The following is a 15771-nucleotide window of genomic DNA, read 5'->3' on the forward strand; positions in this document are numbered from 1 at the left end:
CGCACTAGCGTTGGATGCATGCTTCACCCCTTCCTTGACGGTGCTCCCCCGCGTGTCCTCGCTCACCGGGGTCTTGCATTGAGCGCGACCGAGAACACGGTGGAGGCGTTCCGCGCGGCGATCGACGCCGGGGCAACGCACATCGAGACCGATGCTCGCGCTTCGAGCGACGGGCGGGCGGTGCTCTGGCACGACGAGACGCTCGAGGGCTTCGACGGCAGCACCCGACTCGTCGGTGACTCCCCCATGTCAGTGCTGGCCGGCCTCAGGTCAACCGGGTCGACTCCTGGCGCCGAGCTGCTTCCGCTCGACGTGGCGCTCGACGCGTTCCCCACTGCGAGGTTCAACATCGATGTGAAGTCTGGCGCTGCCGTGGCGGCCGTCGGGCAAGCCGTTAGGCGAACGGGAGCCGAATCCCGCGTGCTCGTGACTTCGTTCTCGGCGCTCCGCTTGGGGCGGGCCGCCAGGCTGCTCCCCGACGCGGCCCGTGGCGTAGCGAGCCCCGGTATCGCTGCGGCACTTGTCGCGATGTACCTCCGCTCTGGGCGGATGCTGCACCGGGCCCTCCGCGGAGCCTCGGCCGTCCAGATCCCCGAACGGGCCGGCGGGCTCGATCTCCTGTCCCCCGCGAGGCTGCGTGCGTTCCACCGACATGTGCCCGAGGTGCACGTGTGGACGATCAACGATCCCGCGACGATGCGTGAGCTCCTCGAGCGAGGAGTCGACGGACTTGTCACCGACCGTGCCGATCTCGCCGTCGAGGTTGTGAGAAGTCACACAAATCTATGAGTTTTCGAGGAAAAGCGGGAACGCGCGGGAATACCTCGGCACAATCGCACGTTGGGACGATAGAAGTAGAACCGCACTGACGAGGAGAGGAGGTCAGCAATGGCTGATCGGAGTCTGCGCGGAATGCGGCTCGGCGCACAGAGCCTGCAGAGTGACGAGGGCGTTGTCCTTGTCGACCGCCAGGTGCGAACGTACGAGACGACACTGGGTGAGCGCTTCGCCGTCACCTTTGCCGCTGAAGCGGAGGTGCCTGAAGTCTGGGCATCGCCGAAGAGCGGCAACGAGGGTCGTCTGTTGGATGAAGGCGGCGAGCAGGTCGCCTACGAGGCGCCGGAGCAGAAGCACCAGCGCACTCACTGGGACATGCTGCTCGAGCGTCGTACTCGGGAGGAACTCGAAGAGGTCCTTCAGGAGCGACTCACGTTCCTGCGCTCACGGCGCGGAACCAAGGGCGCGAAAGACGTCTGACCCCCGCAGGTCGCTCGGCGAGCGACCATGAACGTCGAAAGGGACGAAGCCAACGGCTTCGTCCCTTTCGTGGTGCAGGCCCGGGGGCAGCGGTCGCCGCCCATGTGGAGGTGCCGCTTACCGACTCGGGATGCGCAGCGCTGACGCGCTCATCCGCTGGGTCTTGGAGCTGCCGGCGCCGATGAGGAGACCGAGCCCGAGCATCCCGAGCGTGACCTCGATGCCCCGTCCGAAGAGCACGGCCGGCGTGAGCCCGTCGGCGAGGGGAACGTCGACGATCATGACGCCAGGCTCGTACCAGGGCAGCTCCGCGAGCACTCTGCCCTCTGGCGAGTAGACGGCGCTCATGCCAACCGTCGATGCCTGGACGATGGAGCGCCCCGTCTCCATGGATCGGAGGCGCGCGAAGGCAAGCTGCTGGGCCGGCTCGTCGGTCTTCCCGAAGTCAGCGTTGTTGCTCGGGGCGAAGAGCACGGTCGCGCCCCCGAGAACCGCGTCCCTGATCAGCACATCGTCGACGATGTCGTAGCAGATGTAGGTGCCCGCCCGGATGTCCCCGATCTCCAGGATGCTGTCGCGCTCCCCCGGCGAGTAGCCGCGACCGATCATGCCGATGAGGTCAGGGGCGAGGGAGTACCAGAAGTCTCGGTCAGGGACGTACTCGCCGAACGGAATCGGGTGCTTCTTGTCGTACTGGTCCCCCCAGCCGGTCTCCGCATCCCACACGAACTGGGAGTTGAAGAAGCGGTCCTCGGACTCGGTCTCCCCCGGCTCGATCGTCACCGTGTTGGCGACGACAGGCGCGTCGTAGGTCGCGCTGAGCTGATCGAGGGTGCGGCGAACGCCGGGCGATGCGAGCGGGTTGAGATCGATCGAGCCTTCCGGCCACAGGATCACGTCGACATCGGCGTCGTCCGGAATCGTCCGCGTCGCCTCCACGTGGCCGAGGAAGACGTCGCCTGGCTCGCCGTCGACGAAGTACGCGGCCTCTGGCGTGTCCCCCTGCACAGCCGCGATTCGCGCAGATCCGATCGTGTTCGTCGGGAAGATCGGGACGGCCGCCACGACAACAACAGCGGCGGCTGCGGTTGCCCAGACGATCGGGCGGACCCTCGAGCGTCCGAGCTCGAGGACAAACGCCGCGAGGAAGACCATGAGGAAGCCCATACCGGAAAGCCCGAGCCAAGATACGAGCTCAGCGAACGGGCTCGCTGACTGTGACTGCGCGACGCGGCCCCAGGCGAAGCCGCCGTATGGCCACGCCGAATAGATCGCCTCGCGCAGCGTCCAGAGACCGGCCACCGCGGCGGGGACGAAGAGCAGCCGCTTGGCGCCGTCCTCCCACCGTGCAGTCGAGCGCCTGTAGGCAAGAGCGATGAGCACTGCTCCCCCGGCCCAGAAGAGCGACGAGAGGATGCTCAGGGCGCTCCACGGCACGGGTCCGAGGAACAGGGATGCCCAGGCGATGAGGGGGAAGTAGTACGAGAGGCCGGATGCGAGGCCCACGAGGAACGCCACACCGGCCGAACGATGCATGAGCGAGCAGAGCACAAGGCCGATGCCAACGAAGGCGAGCGGCCACAGTGCGGGTCCGGGGAACGCGGCTCTCAGCAGCAGGCCCCCGGCGACGGCAGCGAGCAGCGAGAGCCAGATCGACTTCACCCAACCCCCGAATAGGCGACGATCCCGCGGCGCACACTGTTCGCCGCCTGACGAGCGGTCGTCGCGAACTTGCCCTCTGCCACCTTCTCGATCTGGTCGAGCACGTCGAGCACCTGCTTGCACCAGCGCACGAAGTCGCCGGCCGCGAGGTTGGACTCGTCGAGCACACGTTCCAGCTCGGCGCCATGCGCCCAGTGGAAGATCGCGGGGGCCAGGTTCGTCGCGAGTCGAGAGGCACGTGGCACGCGGAAGCGCTCTGCGAGCTCGTCGAGCCCCTCCCAGTACTTCTCGGTGGTCTTCATCGCTTCGCGGAAGGCGCCGCGTGGCAGCTGGTACTCCTCGAGGCTCTCCTCCTCGCGTCGCGGCTCGTAGACGAGCACGGCCGCCATCGCCGCGAGCTGCTGGGGGTTGAGCTCGTTCCAGGCCTGACGTCGCAGGCACTCGGCGATGAGCAGGTCGCGTTCGCCGTAGATGCGAGCGAGGGTGCGTCCGTGCGCTGTTACTGCGAGGTCCTTGTCGCCGCTCTCGGCGGGAGCCAGGTAGCCGAGCTCGAGCAGCAGCTCGGTGATCCGGTCGAAAACCTGCGCGACGGCACCGGTGCGGGACTCGATCTGCCGAGTGATCTTGTCGTTCTCGTGCTTCAGCTTCCAGTACCGCTCGCCCCAACGGGCATGCTGCTCGCGGTCAGGGCAGACATGGCACGGGTGGCGCTTGAGGGCGGTCTGCAGCTGGGTCAGCTTGCCCTGGCGCCGCTCGCGCGCGGCATGCTGGTGCGCCTCGTCGTGCGGGATGCGCTTGCGTTCGAGGTCGTTCAGCTCGCGTCGGATGCGCGAGTACTCGAAGAAGTCGCCGAGGTGGCAATTCATGCCGTCCTCGTAGCCGGCGAGTGCTTCCTCCTGCTGTCGGACGCGCTTGGCGAGGTCCACGACGGCACGGTCGGCCTGGAACTGCGCGAAGGACGACTCGAGGACGGAGCGCGTGCGGGCGCGCCCGAAGCGGTCGATGAGGTTGACCGCCATGTTGTACGTCGGCTTGAAGCTCGAGTTCATGGGGTACGAACGACGGGAGGCGAGGGAGGCGATCGCCTGAGGGTGCATCCCGCCGACCCACTGCACAACCGCGTGGCCCTCGACGTCGATGCCGCGACGTCCGGCCCGGCCCGTCAGCTGCGTGTACTCGCCAGGAGTGATGGGCACGCGCGACTCGCCGTTGAACTTCTCGAGCTTCTCGAGGACGACGGTGCGGGCGGGCATGTTGATGCCGAGCGCGAGCGTCTCGGTGGCGAAGACGAGCTTCACGAGCTTGCGCTGGAAGAGCTCCTCGACAACCTCCTTGAAGGCTGGCAGCAGGCCCGCGTGGTGTGCGGCGATGCCTCGCTCGAGGCCCTCCGTCCACTCGTAGTAGCCGAGGACGGCGAGGTCCTCGTCGAGCAGGTTGCGGCAACGATCCTCGACGATCCAGCGGATCTCGTCGCGTTCCTCCCTGGTTGTCAGAGAGACGCCGGCGCGCAGGACCTGCGAGACAGCCTGGTCGCAGCCCTTGCGGCTGAAGATGAAGTTGATCGCGGGCAGCATGTCCGCGTCGTCGAGCATTTTCGTCAGGCCCGCACGGTCGGCGCGGGGCGCCTGGAAGCGCTGTTCCTTCCAGCTGCTCCCCCGTCCGCGCCTCCCGACGCGGTCGCGGTCGCGGCCGTCTTCACGCCTGCCTCCCCCACCTTGCGTAGCCCGAACGAGATCGGGGTTCACTCGATCGGCGATGTCGCCGTCGCGCGTCTCGAAGAGGTCGTAGAGGCGGTGGCCAACAAGCACGTGCTGGAACAGCGGCGTCGGGCGCTCCTCGGAGACGATGACGTCGGTGTCGCCGCGCACGGTCTGCAGCCAGTCTCCGAACTCCTCGGCGTTCGAGACGGTTGCCGAGAGAGAGATGAGGCGCACCTCGCTGGGGAGGTGGATGATGACCTCTTCCCAGACGGCCCCGCGGAAGCGGTCTGCGAGGTAGTGCACCTCGTCCATGATCACGTAGGCGAGATCGTCGAGGAGGTCGCTGCCCGCGTAGAGCATGTTGCGCAGTACCTCGGTCGTCATGACGACGATGCGGGCCCGCGGATTGATGTTGACGTCGCCTGTGAGGAGTCCGACTTCGCTTTCGCCGTAGCGGCGCACGAACTCACTGAACTTCTGGTTGCTCAGCGCCTTGATGGGCGCCGTGTAGAAGATCTTCGCGTTCGGCTGGCGCATCGCGAGGAACACGCCGAACTCGGCGACAACCGTCTTGCCCGCGCCGGTCGGAGCTGCCACGAGCACGCTTCGTCCCGCCTCGACGCTTGCGCACGAGGCGATCTGGAACTCGTCGAGATCGAAGCTCAGCTCGCGCCGGAACAGCTCGAACTGCTGCAGCTTGGCGCGGGCCCTACTCGCGGCGAAGCGCTCGGACGGACTCTGGGTCATGCAGCCGACGCTTCGGCTGCCGCCAGCTCGGCCTCGAACTTCTTGTGCTTGCGAGCCCGCCGCCGGTCGTTGATCATGGCGATGCCGACGGCCAGGAAGTACAGGCCGAGCATCGGGGCCATGAGGAAGAACATGGAGAGCACGTCCGCCGAAGGCGTCGCCATGGCGGCGAACAGAGCCACGAGCAGGACGGCTGTGCGCCAGCCCTTGAGGATCGCGGAACCCGTGATGATACCCGCGAAGTTCAGCATGACCAGTACGACAGGAAGGACAAACGCAATGCCCACCGCGATGCAGAGCGTCATGATGAGCTTGTAGTAGTCGCCGGCACTGATGAGGCTTGAGCTGTCTTCTGGAGCGAAGCTGACCATGACCTCGACGATGCGAGGCATGAGCATCCAAGCGACCCAGACACCCGCCAGGAACAGAGGAATTGCGGTTCCCACGAACCCGATCGCGTACCATCGCTCGTTCTTCTTGAGCCCTGGGACGATGAACATCCAGATCTGGTAGAGCCAGACCGGCGAGGACAGAATGACGCCGAGTCCAAGCGAGATCTGGAGACGCAGGTCAAAGGCGCCCGTGACGCTCTGGAAGTTCAGGTCGGCCGTACGGCCTCGAGTCTCGGCGATGTCGTGGATGGGTGCCGCCATGAGGTTGAACACCCAGTCGGTGAGCAGGAAACCTCCCACCATGCCGATGACGATCCCGATGGCCGAGATGATCAGACGGTTGCGGAACTCGATGAGGTGCTCTGCGAGGCGCATGCGCCCGTCAGGGTCGCGCTTGCGCGACTTCTTCGCTTTCGACTTCGTCTTCGGGTCCTCAACCGGAGACGAGCCCTCGCCTGGCTCGACGGTCACGTCAGTTGGATGGACCAGCGGTGCCCCTGGCGTCCGTGCTCGGCGCGGCGGGTGCCTCTGGTGCTGGCGCTGCCGGGGCGGAGTTCTGGACGGGCGGGGTCACGGGAGTCTGCGGTGCGGCTGGAGCGTTCGAGGCGGCGGGCTGCGAGTAGACGTCGGCAGCCGGAGGCACGTCGACCTCGTCGTCCTTCTTCATGTTCTTGACCTCGCCGCGGAAGATGCGCATCGACTGTCCGATGCTCTTCGCGAGGCCTGGGAGCTTCGGAGCACCGAAGAGCAACAGGACGATCACCAGGATGATGATGAGGTGTGGGCCAGTCAGATTCGGCATGGTGTCAGTTGCCTTTCACAAGGTGTTCAAATTGAGACGGGTCTGCCGTCGTCAGGTCGCGGCCACGCTGAAGGCGCTGCTCGCGACGCTGTTCTTTGGTTTCGTCGAGCGCTTCTCTCAGCGCACCCCGCTCGACCTGGACCTCGCGGAGACCGCGAACGATCGCGTTGCTCCGTGGTGGCGTGAACGAGACGAGCGTTTGCGCACGCTTCTCGAACGCCTCGAGGAGAACCTCGAGACTCGCCAGCTCGCCCTGCAGGAGGACGGCCTTCTTGAAGAGCCAGTAGCCGAGCGTGCCGAGCACTGCAAGGAGGATGAGCACGAGGCCCACCCAGATCAGAACCCAACTCCACCACGGCATAGTGATCTCAACGATACCTGGTCTCAGGTGAATCACCAGGCCACCGTTCTTGCCCTACTTTCAGGTTCAGTGGTTCCCGTGCTCACGGAGTGCCGCTTCAGCCCAGTCCGCGACCGCACCTCGCGCGGATTCTGGTGAGATGACTCGCATCTCCGCGGCGTTTCCTGACACGAGTCTGGCCAGGTGCTGCAGGGAGGCGATGCGGATTTCTACGATGGCGCGGCCGTGCTCGTTGGCCTGAGGCGCCGACTCCCCCGCGGGCAGGTAGTCGCGAACGAGCGGTAAGGCGGCGGCCCCGACCTCCAAGGTGACGAGCTGGTGGTCGTCGCTCGGCGTGAAAATGGGTCGTGAACGCTCGGATTCCGGATGCGACTCGGCAGACACATCCGTGACAACAGCATCGCGCATGCGGTCGAGCCTGAAGACTCTCGCAGCGCCGCGTTCCAGGCTCCATCCGTGTAAGTACAGGTCGCCGCCGAGCGTCTCAAGGGTGAGTGCGTCGACGTGACGCACGCTCTCCTCGCCGTCTTCGCGGCGGTACCGGAAGCGGAGCCGCCGGCCAGTCGCGATGGCGGTCGCGACCGCGTCTCGCGCCGCCGGGTACTCCCCCGTTGTCCCGAAGGCGTAGTGCGGTGTCGCTCCGCTCGCACCAAGCTTTGCAAGAAGCTCGTCGATCCGAGACTCGTCGACGAGGCGAGGCAGACTTCTGAGGAACCCGAGGCCCGCGATGACGGCGGCAGCCTCCCGGTTGGACATGCGCGGAGCCTCTTCGAGGGCGACGAAGTGGGTGACCTCGATGAGATCGTGCAACTCGAGCGCGTCCCAGTTGATGTCGAACAGGTCGAGGTGACTGTAGACGCCAGCCTCGCCCGGGGTCCCCGAGACCGCGATGAGTCGTACAGCGTCTCGCACCTGCTTGGGTTTGACTCCGAAGTGCGATGCCGCGGTCTCGACTGGGACAGCTTCCTCCTGCTGGCGGAGGTACGGCACTAGCGACACGAGCAGCGCGAGGCGGTCCGCGGAGACGAACGCGCTCATGCGGTGCGCTCCACGTGCGCGGCCACGACTTTGGTCAGCCGCGAGGTGACCAGCTGCTTGAGCTCCGGTGGCGTCGTGACTCTGATCTCAGGCCCGAACGCTGCGAGGCGGTCAGCGAGGAGGCTCAGGTCGGTGTACCCGAGCTCCACTGGGCGCCAGGTGCCGGTGCTCGTTGGTGTGCCGCTGCAGAGACGGACTTCCGCGTCGGAGCCCTCTCGGACCTCGAGGGTGGCGCGCTGCCTGCTCGCGAGTTCAGCAAGCTCATCGAGCGCTCTTGCTGCGTGACGCTCTGGACTCACGCCCTGGTAGCGCGAGGCATCCACGTCTCCGACCTGTCGCGGTGGCGAGACGATCCGCGAGAGCAGGAACATGCGCTCGTATGATCGATCGAGGTCGTAGGAGACGAGCAGCCAGTTCCCGTCGGCGAACACGAGCGCGAGCGGCTCGACACGGCGGACCTTCGCCTCGTTGTCGCCAGGCTTCGAATAGGAGAAGGAGACGAGCCGCCGCTCCTCGATTGCCGTCGAAAGCGGCTCGAACGCGGCGTCGCGCGCGCGCAGGCGTGGTGCGACACCGATGAGGTCGTCGCGGGTCTGGGCGCCGAGCGCTTTAAGCTTCATGAGCCCTCGCCTCGACTCCTGCGAGACAGAACCCTCACGCCAGACCTGAGCCGCCAGCGCCAGCAGGGCCGTCTCGTCTGCGTCGAACTCGAGCCCGGCCGGCATGGCGAAGCCACCGCGCGGCACTCGATAGCGCACGAGCTGGTTGTTGCCGGGGGCGGATGGATCGTCGATGACCTCGACGGGGACACCCAGGTCTCGCAGTTCCGCCTTGTCGCGCTCGAAACGCTTCTCGCGGGCCGCGGCCGCGCCGACGGTGCTGGGGTCCCTGCTGTCGTCCGCGTAGCCGTGGACAGTCTCGAAGACGTCGCTCTTCGTCAGACCACGCTCGGTGGTCAAGAGCGCGAGAATCAGCGAGAACTGGCGCTCCGCAGCGGCGGGAGCCTTCGCTCGGGATGTTCGCTCGTGCGTCACGCCTCGACTTTAGATCGTGCCGAGGATGTCGACGACAAAGACAAGCGTCGAGCCTGCAGGAATCGTGTCACTCGCTTGGTCGCCGTAACCGAGCGCAGGCGGGATGACCGCGACGACCTGCGAGCCGACCGTCTGGCCGACGAGGGCCTGCGCGAAGCCGTCCACGACTCCGGTGGTCGAGAACTGGGCTGGCGTGCCGCGGTCCCAAGAGCTGTCGAACTTCTCGCCTGTAGCGAAGAGGACGCCCGTGTACTGGACGACGACGGAGCTCCCCTCTGCCACGACGTCGCCGGTTCCGAGCTTCCGGGTCTCCAGCACCAGTTCGGTGGGGGCGGCAGCGCCCTCAACGATGGAGATCTGAGGGGCTCCCTCAGCTGCGTCCGTCACCGTGACGAGGGACTGCGTCGATTCCTGCTCAGCTCCCACGGCACGCGTTTCAGGCACCTCGATGACGTCGGCGACGACAAGCGCGGGAGGTGTGTCCGTAGCTCCCGCGTTCGCGGTCCCCTCGAGGAGCAGAGCCGATGGGATGAGCGCCACGACGCGCGACCCGGAGGCCACCCCTTCGAAGAGGCCGGTCAGGTATTCGGGGATGCCTTCAGCGCTGAGGTCGAGCACCTGTCCAAGCGGCCTGTATGGGCTCTGCTCTGCTTTGGTGCCAGCGTCGTAGACCGTGAGGTTCGCTGCAACCGTCGAGTCGACCGTGATCTCCTCGCCGTCCCCCTCGATGTCGACGCGGCGTTCGATCTCCTCGCCAAGACCCGAGACGTCGGCGATCGTGATCGTCGGGGCCGCGCCGTACTCGCCGGTGACCTCGACGCCCTTGAGCGCATCGCCGGTCGCGACTGGCGTGGAACTGCCGGCGCACGAGGCGAGTCCGAGAGAGAGGAGGACGGCCGCGGCGATCGCGGGGAGACGTCGTTGCATGAATCCGCCTTGCGTTGAGTGGGAGAAGCGTTGGTGGTGGAGTCGGCGCCTATTCGGCGGCGAGGATGTCGATCACGAAGACGAGGGTGCTGCCCTGCGTCGCAGCCGCGTTGAGCGGGCCAGGCTGGGATGCGAGCCGCTCGGGCGGGAGCACCACGACGAGCTGCGAGCCCACGGGCGTTCCGACGATCTCCTCGCTCAGACCGAAGAGGCCATCTGTCGGTGCCGTCGTGACCTGGAGGACGTTGTTGCCCGGAGTCCAGGTCGAGGCGACCTGCTCGCCCGTCGTCCAGTCGAACGCCGACAGCTGCATCGTGACGACCTGGCCCTCGGCGACCGGGGAGCCGTAGCCCTCGATTCGGACGTGCCGCTTGGGTGCAGTCGGCGGGTCCTGCGCCGGCATCGTGACGCCTGGCGTGCCGTTCGGCGCGGTGACGACGGCGGGGACGCCGTCCTCTGGCGCGGCGATCCGACCGCCGGCGCTCGAGGGGTACACGTCAAGCACGTCCGCGATCGCGACGATTGTCATTGCCGGGTCGACCCCGACCGAGGTGGCTGCTTCACCGAACAACACGCTCGCGGGCATGACGGCGATGACGCGTTCCCCGGTCTGCGAGCATTCAATCGCCTGCGCGAGTCCAGGGAAGGTGTTCGCGATCGTCGCGACGCTTGTGGGCGCCGCGGCACCAGACGAGTCGGCGACGGTGGGGCTGTACGGGACGAGGACTTCCCCTCCGGCACCGTCAAGCAGTTCGAAGTTGGCTCGAACGACGCCGGACGGCGTGACCGGGTCGCCGGTACCGACTCCGTCACGCGTGGTCTCCAGCGAGGTGACGGCGAGTGGATGCGCGAGCGTCGCCCCGCTGATCTCCCCGAAAGCTCCCGCTGCGGAGACACTGGCAGTCGCGGCGCCATCGACGCCGGGCAGCTCGCAGGCCCCTGCATCGAGGTCGCTCTCCGGCCAGCTCACGCAGCCGGTGAGGGCGACCGCCACCGCGGCCGCAGTCAGTGCGGCTCCCGCGAGTCGCATGCGTGTGCGTGTCATTCGCTCTCTCCCTGTGGTTCTGAGCCGGCGTCCACGGCTGCATCCGATGCATCCGGCGTCTGGCTTGTCTCCGGGCCGGTCTGGTCTCGCCCCTTTTCGGCCGTGATCGCGGCTCCTCGCTGCGCGAGGCGAGCGCGCTTGCGCAGTACCTTGTCGCTCACCTGGCGGTCGCCGAGCGACCCAGGCGTCCAGATCTCCACGTCCTCATCGCTGAAGTCGGACTTGGACGCGCGGCGCTTGAGGTTCGGCAGAACGGCGCCGTCTGCCAGGCGGCGCGCAGTCAGCAGGAAGCCCGTGTGCGCGATCATGCGGTGGTCTGGGCGAACGGCGAGACCTTCGACGTGCCAGCCTCTGACCATGGTCTCGTCGGCGTTCGGGTCGGTGAAGAGCCCCGTTGCGCGGATCGCCTCGGCGACGCGGGAGAGCTGCGTGACGGTCGCGACGTAGCAGAGCAGGATCCCGCCTGGCTTGAGCGCGTCAGCGACGACGTCGAGGCATTCCCAAGGGGCAAGCATGTCGAGGACCGCACGGTCGGCCGACCCATCGGCGTGCTGCTCGGGAAGCGCTTCAGCGAGGTCTCCGAGGACCAGATTCCAGTTGTCGGGCTTCTCGCCCATGACACTGATGACGTTGCCCTCGGCGACTTGGGCGAACTCCTCGCGTCGCTCGAACGAGGTGAGCGAGCCCGTGCCGCCGAGCATGCGAAGAATCCAGAGCGAGAGCGCGCCAGAGCCGACTCCAGCTTCAATGACGCGAGCACCCGGACGAATGTCTGCCTTCGCGAGGATCGCGGCGGCGTCCTTGGGGTAGATGATGGCGGCGCCGCGGGGCATCGACATGACGATGTCTTCGAGCAGTGGGCGCAACGCGAGGTACTGCCCTCCGTCGGTCGCGGAGATCACGGAGCCCTCATCCACGCCGATGATGGTGTCGTGGTCGATCATGCCCTTGTGCATGAAGTATCGCTTGCCCGGCTCGAGGTAGAGCGTGCTCACGCGGCCCTTGGGGCCTGTCAGCTGCACGCGGTCTCCGGCGCGGAAGGGTCCGCCGATGTCGGTCTCGGTCATAGCTGTGCTCCGCTTTCTGAGTTGGCGGCGTCGTCGGCCGTCTGTGCGCTCTCGCGCCGTTCCGCCTCGCCCGCGACCTGCTCGACGAGGTCGCCGAGTCTCTCGAGCGTGATTCCCTCGAGGGTCGTCGTGACGAGGTGCGCGTGGTGGGCCTCGAGTGTCTGTCCGTGTGGAATGCCGATCGTCGCGCATCCGGCCGCACGAGCGGCTTCCAGGCCGCGCTGCGAGTCTTCGACGGCGACGCAGCGATCGGGTGCGACGCCGAGCTGCTCTGCGGCGCGGAGATACGGCTCAGGATGCGGCTTGCCGTTCTCGACCTCGTCGCCGGCGATCACGATCGTGAACAGTGGGTCTTCGAGAGTTGAGACGACCGCGTCGGCGAGGATGCGCGTCGAGTTGGTGACGAGTGCGTTCGGCACGCCCGCCGCGTGCAGCGCCTCGAGGAGCTCGAGCGCACCAGGTCGCCAGTCGAGTTCCTTGAGGATGCTCGCCATGACCGTGGCATTCATGTGGTCGACGATCTCGCCGGGTTTGAGCTCAACACCCAGGCCCGCGAAGAACTCGGCCGCGTCCGCCATGCTCGACCCGACCATTCCAAGCTCCTGCTCCTCGGTGAGCGGGGGCAGGCCGTGATCGGCGAGCAGGTTGAGCTGGGCGGTCTGCCAATACTGCTCGGTGTCGACGATGGTGCCGTCCATGTCCCACAGGACGGCGGCGGGAAGTTTCGAAGGAGCCACGGGGCGACAGTCTACGGGGCGGCAGGACGGCCACCGACGCCCGGCGCGTATCCTTGGACAACACTTCATCCATGGCGAGGAGCACGGTGACGGATCACAGCGAGGCCACCACACCATTTGCGCGAGGCCGACTGCTTGTGGTCGCCCTGCTCGGCTGGAACGACGCAGGGGACGCCGCGTCGAGCGCCGTCCGCGCGCTGCAGGAGGCCATCGGAGCCGACCGGCTCATCGAGGACATCGACGACGAGTCGTTCTTCGACTACTCGATCCACCGGCCCGTCATGAGGGCCGGTACCGAGGGCGTCCGGAAGATCCAGTGGCCCAGCGTGTCGTTCAGCGGCACGCCGCTCCGTGAGGCCGAGACGGTGGATGCGCCAGCCGAGAGCACGGAGCTTGCTGCTGACGCCGGCCTGTCTGTCAGCTCCGACAACGGAGAGAACGTGTTCGTGCTGATCGGCCCGGAACCGACGCTGCGCTGGCGGAGCTTCACGAAGCAGGTCATCGATCTTTGCGAGCGGGAGGGAATCACGCGCGTCGTGCTGGTCGGCGCGCTGCTCGCGGATGTGCCCCACACCAGACCGATCACGATCTTCATGTCGAGCGACGATGCCGCTGTGCGTGACGAGCTCGATATCGATCGCAGCGAGTACGAGGGCCCGACCGGCGTGCTCTCGGCGATCGGGGAGGAAGCCCGCTCGCGGGACATGCGGGTGCTCTCGCTGTGGGCTTCGGTGCCGCACTACGCGCACCACTCCCCGTCCCCCAAGGCGACGCTCGCGCTCGTCGACCGCTTGACCGAGATCGTCGACGTCTCCATTCCTCACGGCGACCTCGTGACGGAGTCGGCCGAGTGGGAGGCCGAGGTCACCGAGGCGACGGCTCAGGACGACGAGATCGCTCAGTACGTCGGCTACCTCGAGCGGACGCGCGACATGGTCGAGGCACCAGAAGCGTCAGGCGAGGCGATCGCCCAGGAGTTCGAGCGCTTCCTCGAGCAGGCGGCGGGCAAGAAGCCGCAGCCGGGCCCCGCAGCGTTCCCCACGGATCTGTCCGGCACCGCGCAGCGACCGATGGGCGTCGACCGACGGACCACAGCCGACGACGAGGGGGTCGAATCGGACACCGAGTCGAGGCCCGACGAGGATCCCGAGCCGGGCGATGGCGGAGCTGACGACCAGGACGCCGACGACGGCCACGAGCGTCCGGCCTAGGCGGCCACGCGCACGGCGGACCGCCGCGCGCGCATCCAGCCGCCGCTAGTCGGTCGTGAGGTCCAGCCCGAGCAGGGCGTCGACGAGCGCGACGACGTCGGTGTCGCCCGCGGCAGGGGGCGTCGAGACCCACTCGTCAACGATAGCGACGACGCGAGGCGTGTCGAGGTCGTCGGCGATGGCGTCGCGCATCCGCTGGACGACGGCATTGCGGGCTCTTGGGACATTCGGTGGGGGTGAGGCGCGCCGGGTGATGGTTGGCGGGTAGGGGTCGAGGTCCCCGAGGATCAGTAGCGCTAACTGTCTGATCGATTCCGAGGACCTCGACGTGTTTCACCCTACTTCGGGGTGCGCTTCTGCGCGCTCCACTGCCTGCCCTTGCTCGCGCTGTGACCTGTTGCTCGGCCTCGACGGGGTCCATGTTGAGGCTGTCGAGCGGGACGACGGGGTTCTGACGGTCACGGTCTCGAGCCCGACGGTGCCGACGGGTTGTCCCTCGTGCGGGGTCGTCGCGATCGGTCGTGGCAGGCGGCGTCGGGTCCTGCACGATGTCCCCAGTGTTGGGCGGGTGCGGATCGTGTGGCGGCAACGCATCTGGCAGTGCATCGATAGCAGTTGCGATCGGAAGACGTTCGTGGAGCAGGTCTCGACGCTCGTCGCTCCGCGGGGGTCGATCACGAAGCGGGCGGTGGTGTGGGCGATTGTTCAGTTGCGGCGTGAGCACGCGACGATCGCAGGTCTTGCCCGCCAACTCGGGACGTCGTGGAAGACGGTGTGGCGTGCCATCGAGCCCGAACTTCAGCGTCTCGCGGCCGATGAGTCCCGGTTCGAGAACGTCACCACACTCGGGGTGGATGAGCACATCTGGCATCACGTCGACCCCCGCAGGCGTGGCCCGAAGGAGCTGACCGGGATGGTCGATCTCACCCGAGATGACCGCGGAAAGACGCGGGCTAGGCTCCTCGACCTCGTGCCGGGTCGTTCCGGGAAGGCTTACGCGACCTGGCTCGCTGAGCGCGGGGACGCGTTCCGCAAGAACGTGCAGGTGGCAGCGCTGGATCCGTTCGCCGGATACATGAGCGCGATCGATGACCAGCTCGAAGATGCGACCGCGGTCCTTGACGCGTTCCACGTCGTCAAGCTCGGCACCGCCGCCGTCGACGAGGTTCGCCGCCGTGTTCAGCAAGACACCCTCGGGCATCGCGGGAGAAAGGGAGACCCGCTCTACGGCATTCAGACGATCCTCCGCGCGGGAGAGGAGAACCTGACCGAGAAGCAACGAGCCCGCCTCGACACGGCGATCGGGGCCGACCCCGCCCACATCGAGGTGTTCATCGCGTGGCAGTGCGCGCAGGAACTCCGCTCGGCCTACCGCGCGAAGGACCTGGCCGAGGGGCGGCGGATCGCCGTGAAAGTCGCCGAGTCGTTCCATACCTGCCCGATCCCCGAGATCGCCCGCCTGGGGCGCACACTACGACGGTGGCGTGACGCGTTCCTCAACTACTTCACCACCGCACGCGCGAACAACGGCGGCACCGAAGCGATCAACGGGATCATCGAACTCCACCGCCGACTCGCCCGCGGCTACCGCAACCGCCACAACTACCGACTACGCATGCTCCTCGCCGCCGGCGGCCTCACCCCCTGACCCCCACCGAATGTCCCAAGAGCCGCATTGCGCTCGGGTGCCACCGTGTCGTCAGACGACCGAGCCGCGCGCCCGCGCCACTCCTGCAGGCGGACGTTCGAGCGTGCGAGCTCCTCGTCGGTCGACTCCCAGTCGCTGCGGTA

Annotated in this window: 16 protein-coding genes; 4 read left to right on the forward strand and 12 right to left on the reverse strand. The window is 67.1% G+C overall.

Features of this window, described 5'->3' with window-relative positions; genetic code table 11:
- Positions 1–18 precede the first annotated feature (18 nt).
- Together FHX72_RS02760 and FHX72_RS02765 are read left to right on the forward strand one after the other, a co-directional pair.
- Positions 19–789, forward strand: a complete 771-nt coding sequence (locus tag FHX72_RS02760; protein ID WP_068479687.1) for a glycerophosphodiester phosphodiesterase family protein — start codon at positions 19–21, stop codon at positions 787–789.
- A gap of 99 nt (positions 790–888) precedes the next feature.
- Entirely contained in the window at positions 889–1257 is a 369-nt protein-coding gene (locus FHX72_RS02765) for an RNA polymerase-binding protein RbpA (RefSeq protein WP_068479689.1), read from the forward strand.
- Between the two features lie 117 nt (positions 1258–1374).
- Here the strand turns inward: FHX72_RS02765 and lnt are convergent, their stop codons facing one another.
- From lnt to FHX72_RS02820, 11 genes are read right to left on the reverse strand one after another with little or no spacing between them, the layout of a single operon-like run.
- A complete protein-coding gene (lnt, locus tag FHX72_RS02770; protein ID WP_183622908.1) occupies positions 1375–2919 on the reverse strand; it encodes an apolipoprotein N-acyltransferase in 1545 nt (514 codons plus the stop codon).
- Positions 2916–5366, reverse strand: coding sequence for a DEAD/DEAH box helicase (locus tag FHX72_RS02775; RefSeq protein ID WP_183622910.1), 2451 nt, complete (start codon positions 5364–5366; stop codon positions 2916–2918). Before FHX72_RS02775 ends, lnt begins: the two co-directional genes overlap by 4 nt.
- Positions 5363–6229 carry a twin-arginine translocase subunit TatC gene (tatC, locus tag FHX72_RS02780; protein ID WP_244157559.1) on the reverse strand — a complete coding sequence of 289 codons (867 nt, stop codon included), beginning with the start codon at positions 6227–6229 and terminating at the stop codon, positions 5363–5365. Before tatC ends, FHX72_RS02775 begins: the two co-directional genes overlap by 4 nt.
- A 1-nt stretch (position 6230) precedes the next feature.
- Positions 6231–6560: a Sec-independent protein translocase subunit TatA gene (gene tatA / locus FHX72_RS02785; protein ID WP_183622912.1), complete on the reverse strand. Its 330-nt coding sequence runs from the start codon at positions 6558–6560 to the stop codon at positions 6231–6233.
- A 4-nt stretch (positions 6561–6564) separates the two neighbouring features.
- Positions 6565–6957 (reverse strand): Asp23/Gls24 family envelope stress response protein, encoded by a 393-nt coding sequence (locus tag FHX72_RS02790; protein WP_156475696.1) that lies wholly within the window; start codon positions 6955–6957, stop codon positions 6565–6567.
- 30 nt (positions 6958–6987) lie between these two features.
- On the reverse strand, positions 6988–7959 hold the full coding sequence (locus FHX72_RS02795; RefSeq protein WP_068479699.1) for a helix-turn-helix transcriptional regulator: 972 nt from the start codon (positions 7957–7959) through the stop codon (positions 6988–6990).
- Positions 7956–8993: a WYL domain-containing protein gene (locus FHX72_RS02800; RefSeq protein WP_183622914.1), complete on the reverse strand. Its 1038-nt coding sequence runs from the start codon at positions 8991–8993 to the stop codon at positions 7956–7958. Before FHX72_RS02800 ends, FHX72_RS02795 begins: the two co-directional genes overlap by 4 nt.
- A 9-nt stretch (positions 8994–9002) precedes the next feature.
- On the reverse strand, positions 9003–9920 hold the full coding sequence (locus FHX72_RS02805) for an FKBP-type peptidyl-prolyl cis-trans isomerase (protein WP_183622916.1): 918 nt from the start codon (positions 9918–9920) through the stop codon (positions 9003–9005).
- 49 nt (positions 9921–9969) lie between these two features.
- Complete coding sequence (locus FHX72_RS02810) at positions 9970–10965, reverse strand: FKBP-type peptidyl-prolyl cis-trans isomerase (protein WP_183622918.1); 996 nt, start codon at positions 10963–10965, stop codon at positions 9970–9972.
- Entirely contained in the window at positions 10962–12032 is a 1071-nt protein-coding gene (locus FHX72_RS02815; protein WP_183622920.1) for a tRNA (adenine-N1)-methyltransferase, read from the reverse strand. The genes FHX72_RS02810 and FHX72_RS02815 overlap by 4 nt, the downstream gene beginning before the upstream one ends.
- Positions 12029–12769 (reverse strand): HAD family hydrolase, encoded by a 741-nt coding sequence (locus tag FHX72_RS02820; RefSeq protein ID WP_167349066.1) that lies wholly within the window; start codon positions 12767–12769, stop codon positions 12029–12031. Before FHX72_RS02820 ends, FHX72_RS02815 begins: the two co-directional genes overlap by 4 nt.
- Positions 12770–12855: 86 nt before the next feature.
- Here FHX72_RS02820 and FHX72_RS02825 point away from each other — a divergent pair, with 86 nt between their 5' ends.
- Positions 12856–13980, forward strand: a complete 1125-nt coding sequence (locus FHX72_RS02825; protein ID WP_338110023.1) for a proteasome assembly chaperone family protein — start codon at positions 12856–12858, stop codon at positions 13978–13980.
- A 45-nt stretch (positions 13981–14025) separates the two neighbouring features.
- Here the strand turns inward: FHX72_RS02825 and FHX72_RS02830 are convergent, their stop codons facing one another.
- Positions 14026–14172: a hypothetical protein gene (locus tag FHX72_RS02830; protein ID WP_183622924.1), complete on the reverse strand. Its 147-nt coding sequence runs from the start codon at positions 14170–14172 to the stop codon at positions 14026–14028.
- A 136-nt stretch (positions 14173–14308) separates the two neighbouring features.
- Here FHX72_RS02830 and FHX72_RS02835 point away from each other — a divergent pair, with 136 nt between their 5' ends.
- Entirely contained in the window at positions 14309–15628 is a 1320-nt protein-coding gene (locus tag FHX72_RS02835; RefSeq protein WP_420892888.1) for an ISL3 family transposase, read from the forward strand.
- Positions 15629–15771: the final 143 nt, after the last annotated feature.

The sequence above is a fragment of the Pseudoclavibacter helvolus genome (genome assembly GCF_014191305.1).
Taxonomy (GTDB): Bacteria; Actinomycetota; Actinomycetes; order Actinomycetales; family Microbacteriaceae; genus Pseudoclavibacter; species Pseudoclavibacter helvolus.

Excerpts from the sequence above, each read along its gene's own strand:
- FHX72_RS02760 (WP_068479687.1), top strand. The coding sequence starts at position 19 with ATGCTTCACCCCTTCCTTGACGGTGCTCCCCCGCGTGTCCTCGCTCAC.
- FHX72_RS02765 (WP_068479689.1), top strand. The coding sequence starts at position 889 with ATGGCTGATCGGAGTCTGCGCGGAATGCGGCTCGGCGCACAGAGCCTG.
- FHX72_RS02775 (WP_183622910.1), bottom strand. The coding sequence starts at position 5,366 with ATGACCCAGAGTCCGTCCGAGCGCTTCGCCGCGAGTAGGGCCCGCGCC.
- tatA (WP_183622912.1), bottom strand. The coding sequence starts at position 6,560 with ATGCCGAATCTGACTGGCCCACACCTCATCATCATCCTGGTGATCGTC.
- FHX72_RS02795 (WP_068479699.1), bottom strand. The coding sequence starts at position 7,959 with ATGAGCGCGTTCGTCTCCGCGGACCGCCTCGCGCTGCTCGTGTCGCTA.
- FHX72_RS02805 (WP_183622916.1), bottom strand. The coding sequence starts at position 9,920 with ATGCAACGACGTCTCCCCGCGATCGCCGCGGCCGTCCTCCTCTCTCTC.
- FHX72_RS02810 (WP_183622918.1), bottom strand. The coding sequence starts at position 10,965 with ATGACACGCACACGCATGCGACTCGCGGGAGCCGCACTGACTGCGGCC.
- FHX72_RS02815 (WP_183622920.1), bottom strand. The coding sequence starts at position 12,032 with ATGACCGAGACCGACATCGGCGGACCCTTCCGCGCCGGAGACCGCGTG.
- FHX72_RS02830 (WP_183622924.1), bottom strand. The coding sequence starts at position 14,172 with ATGCGCGACGCCATCGCCGACGACCTCGACACGCCTCGCGTCGTCGCT.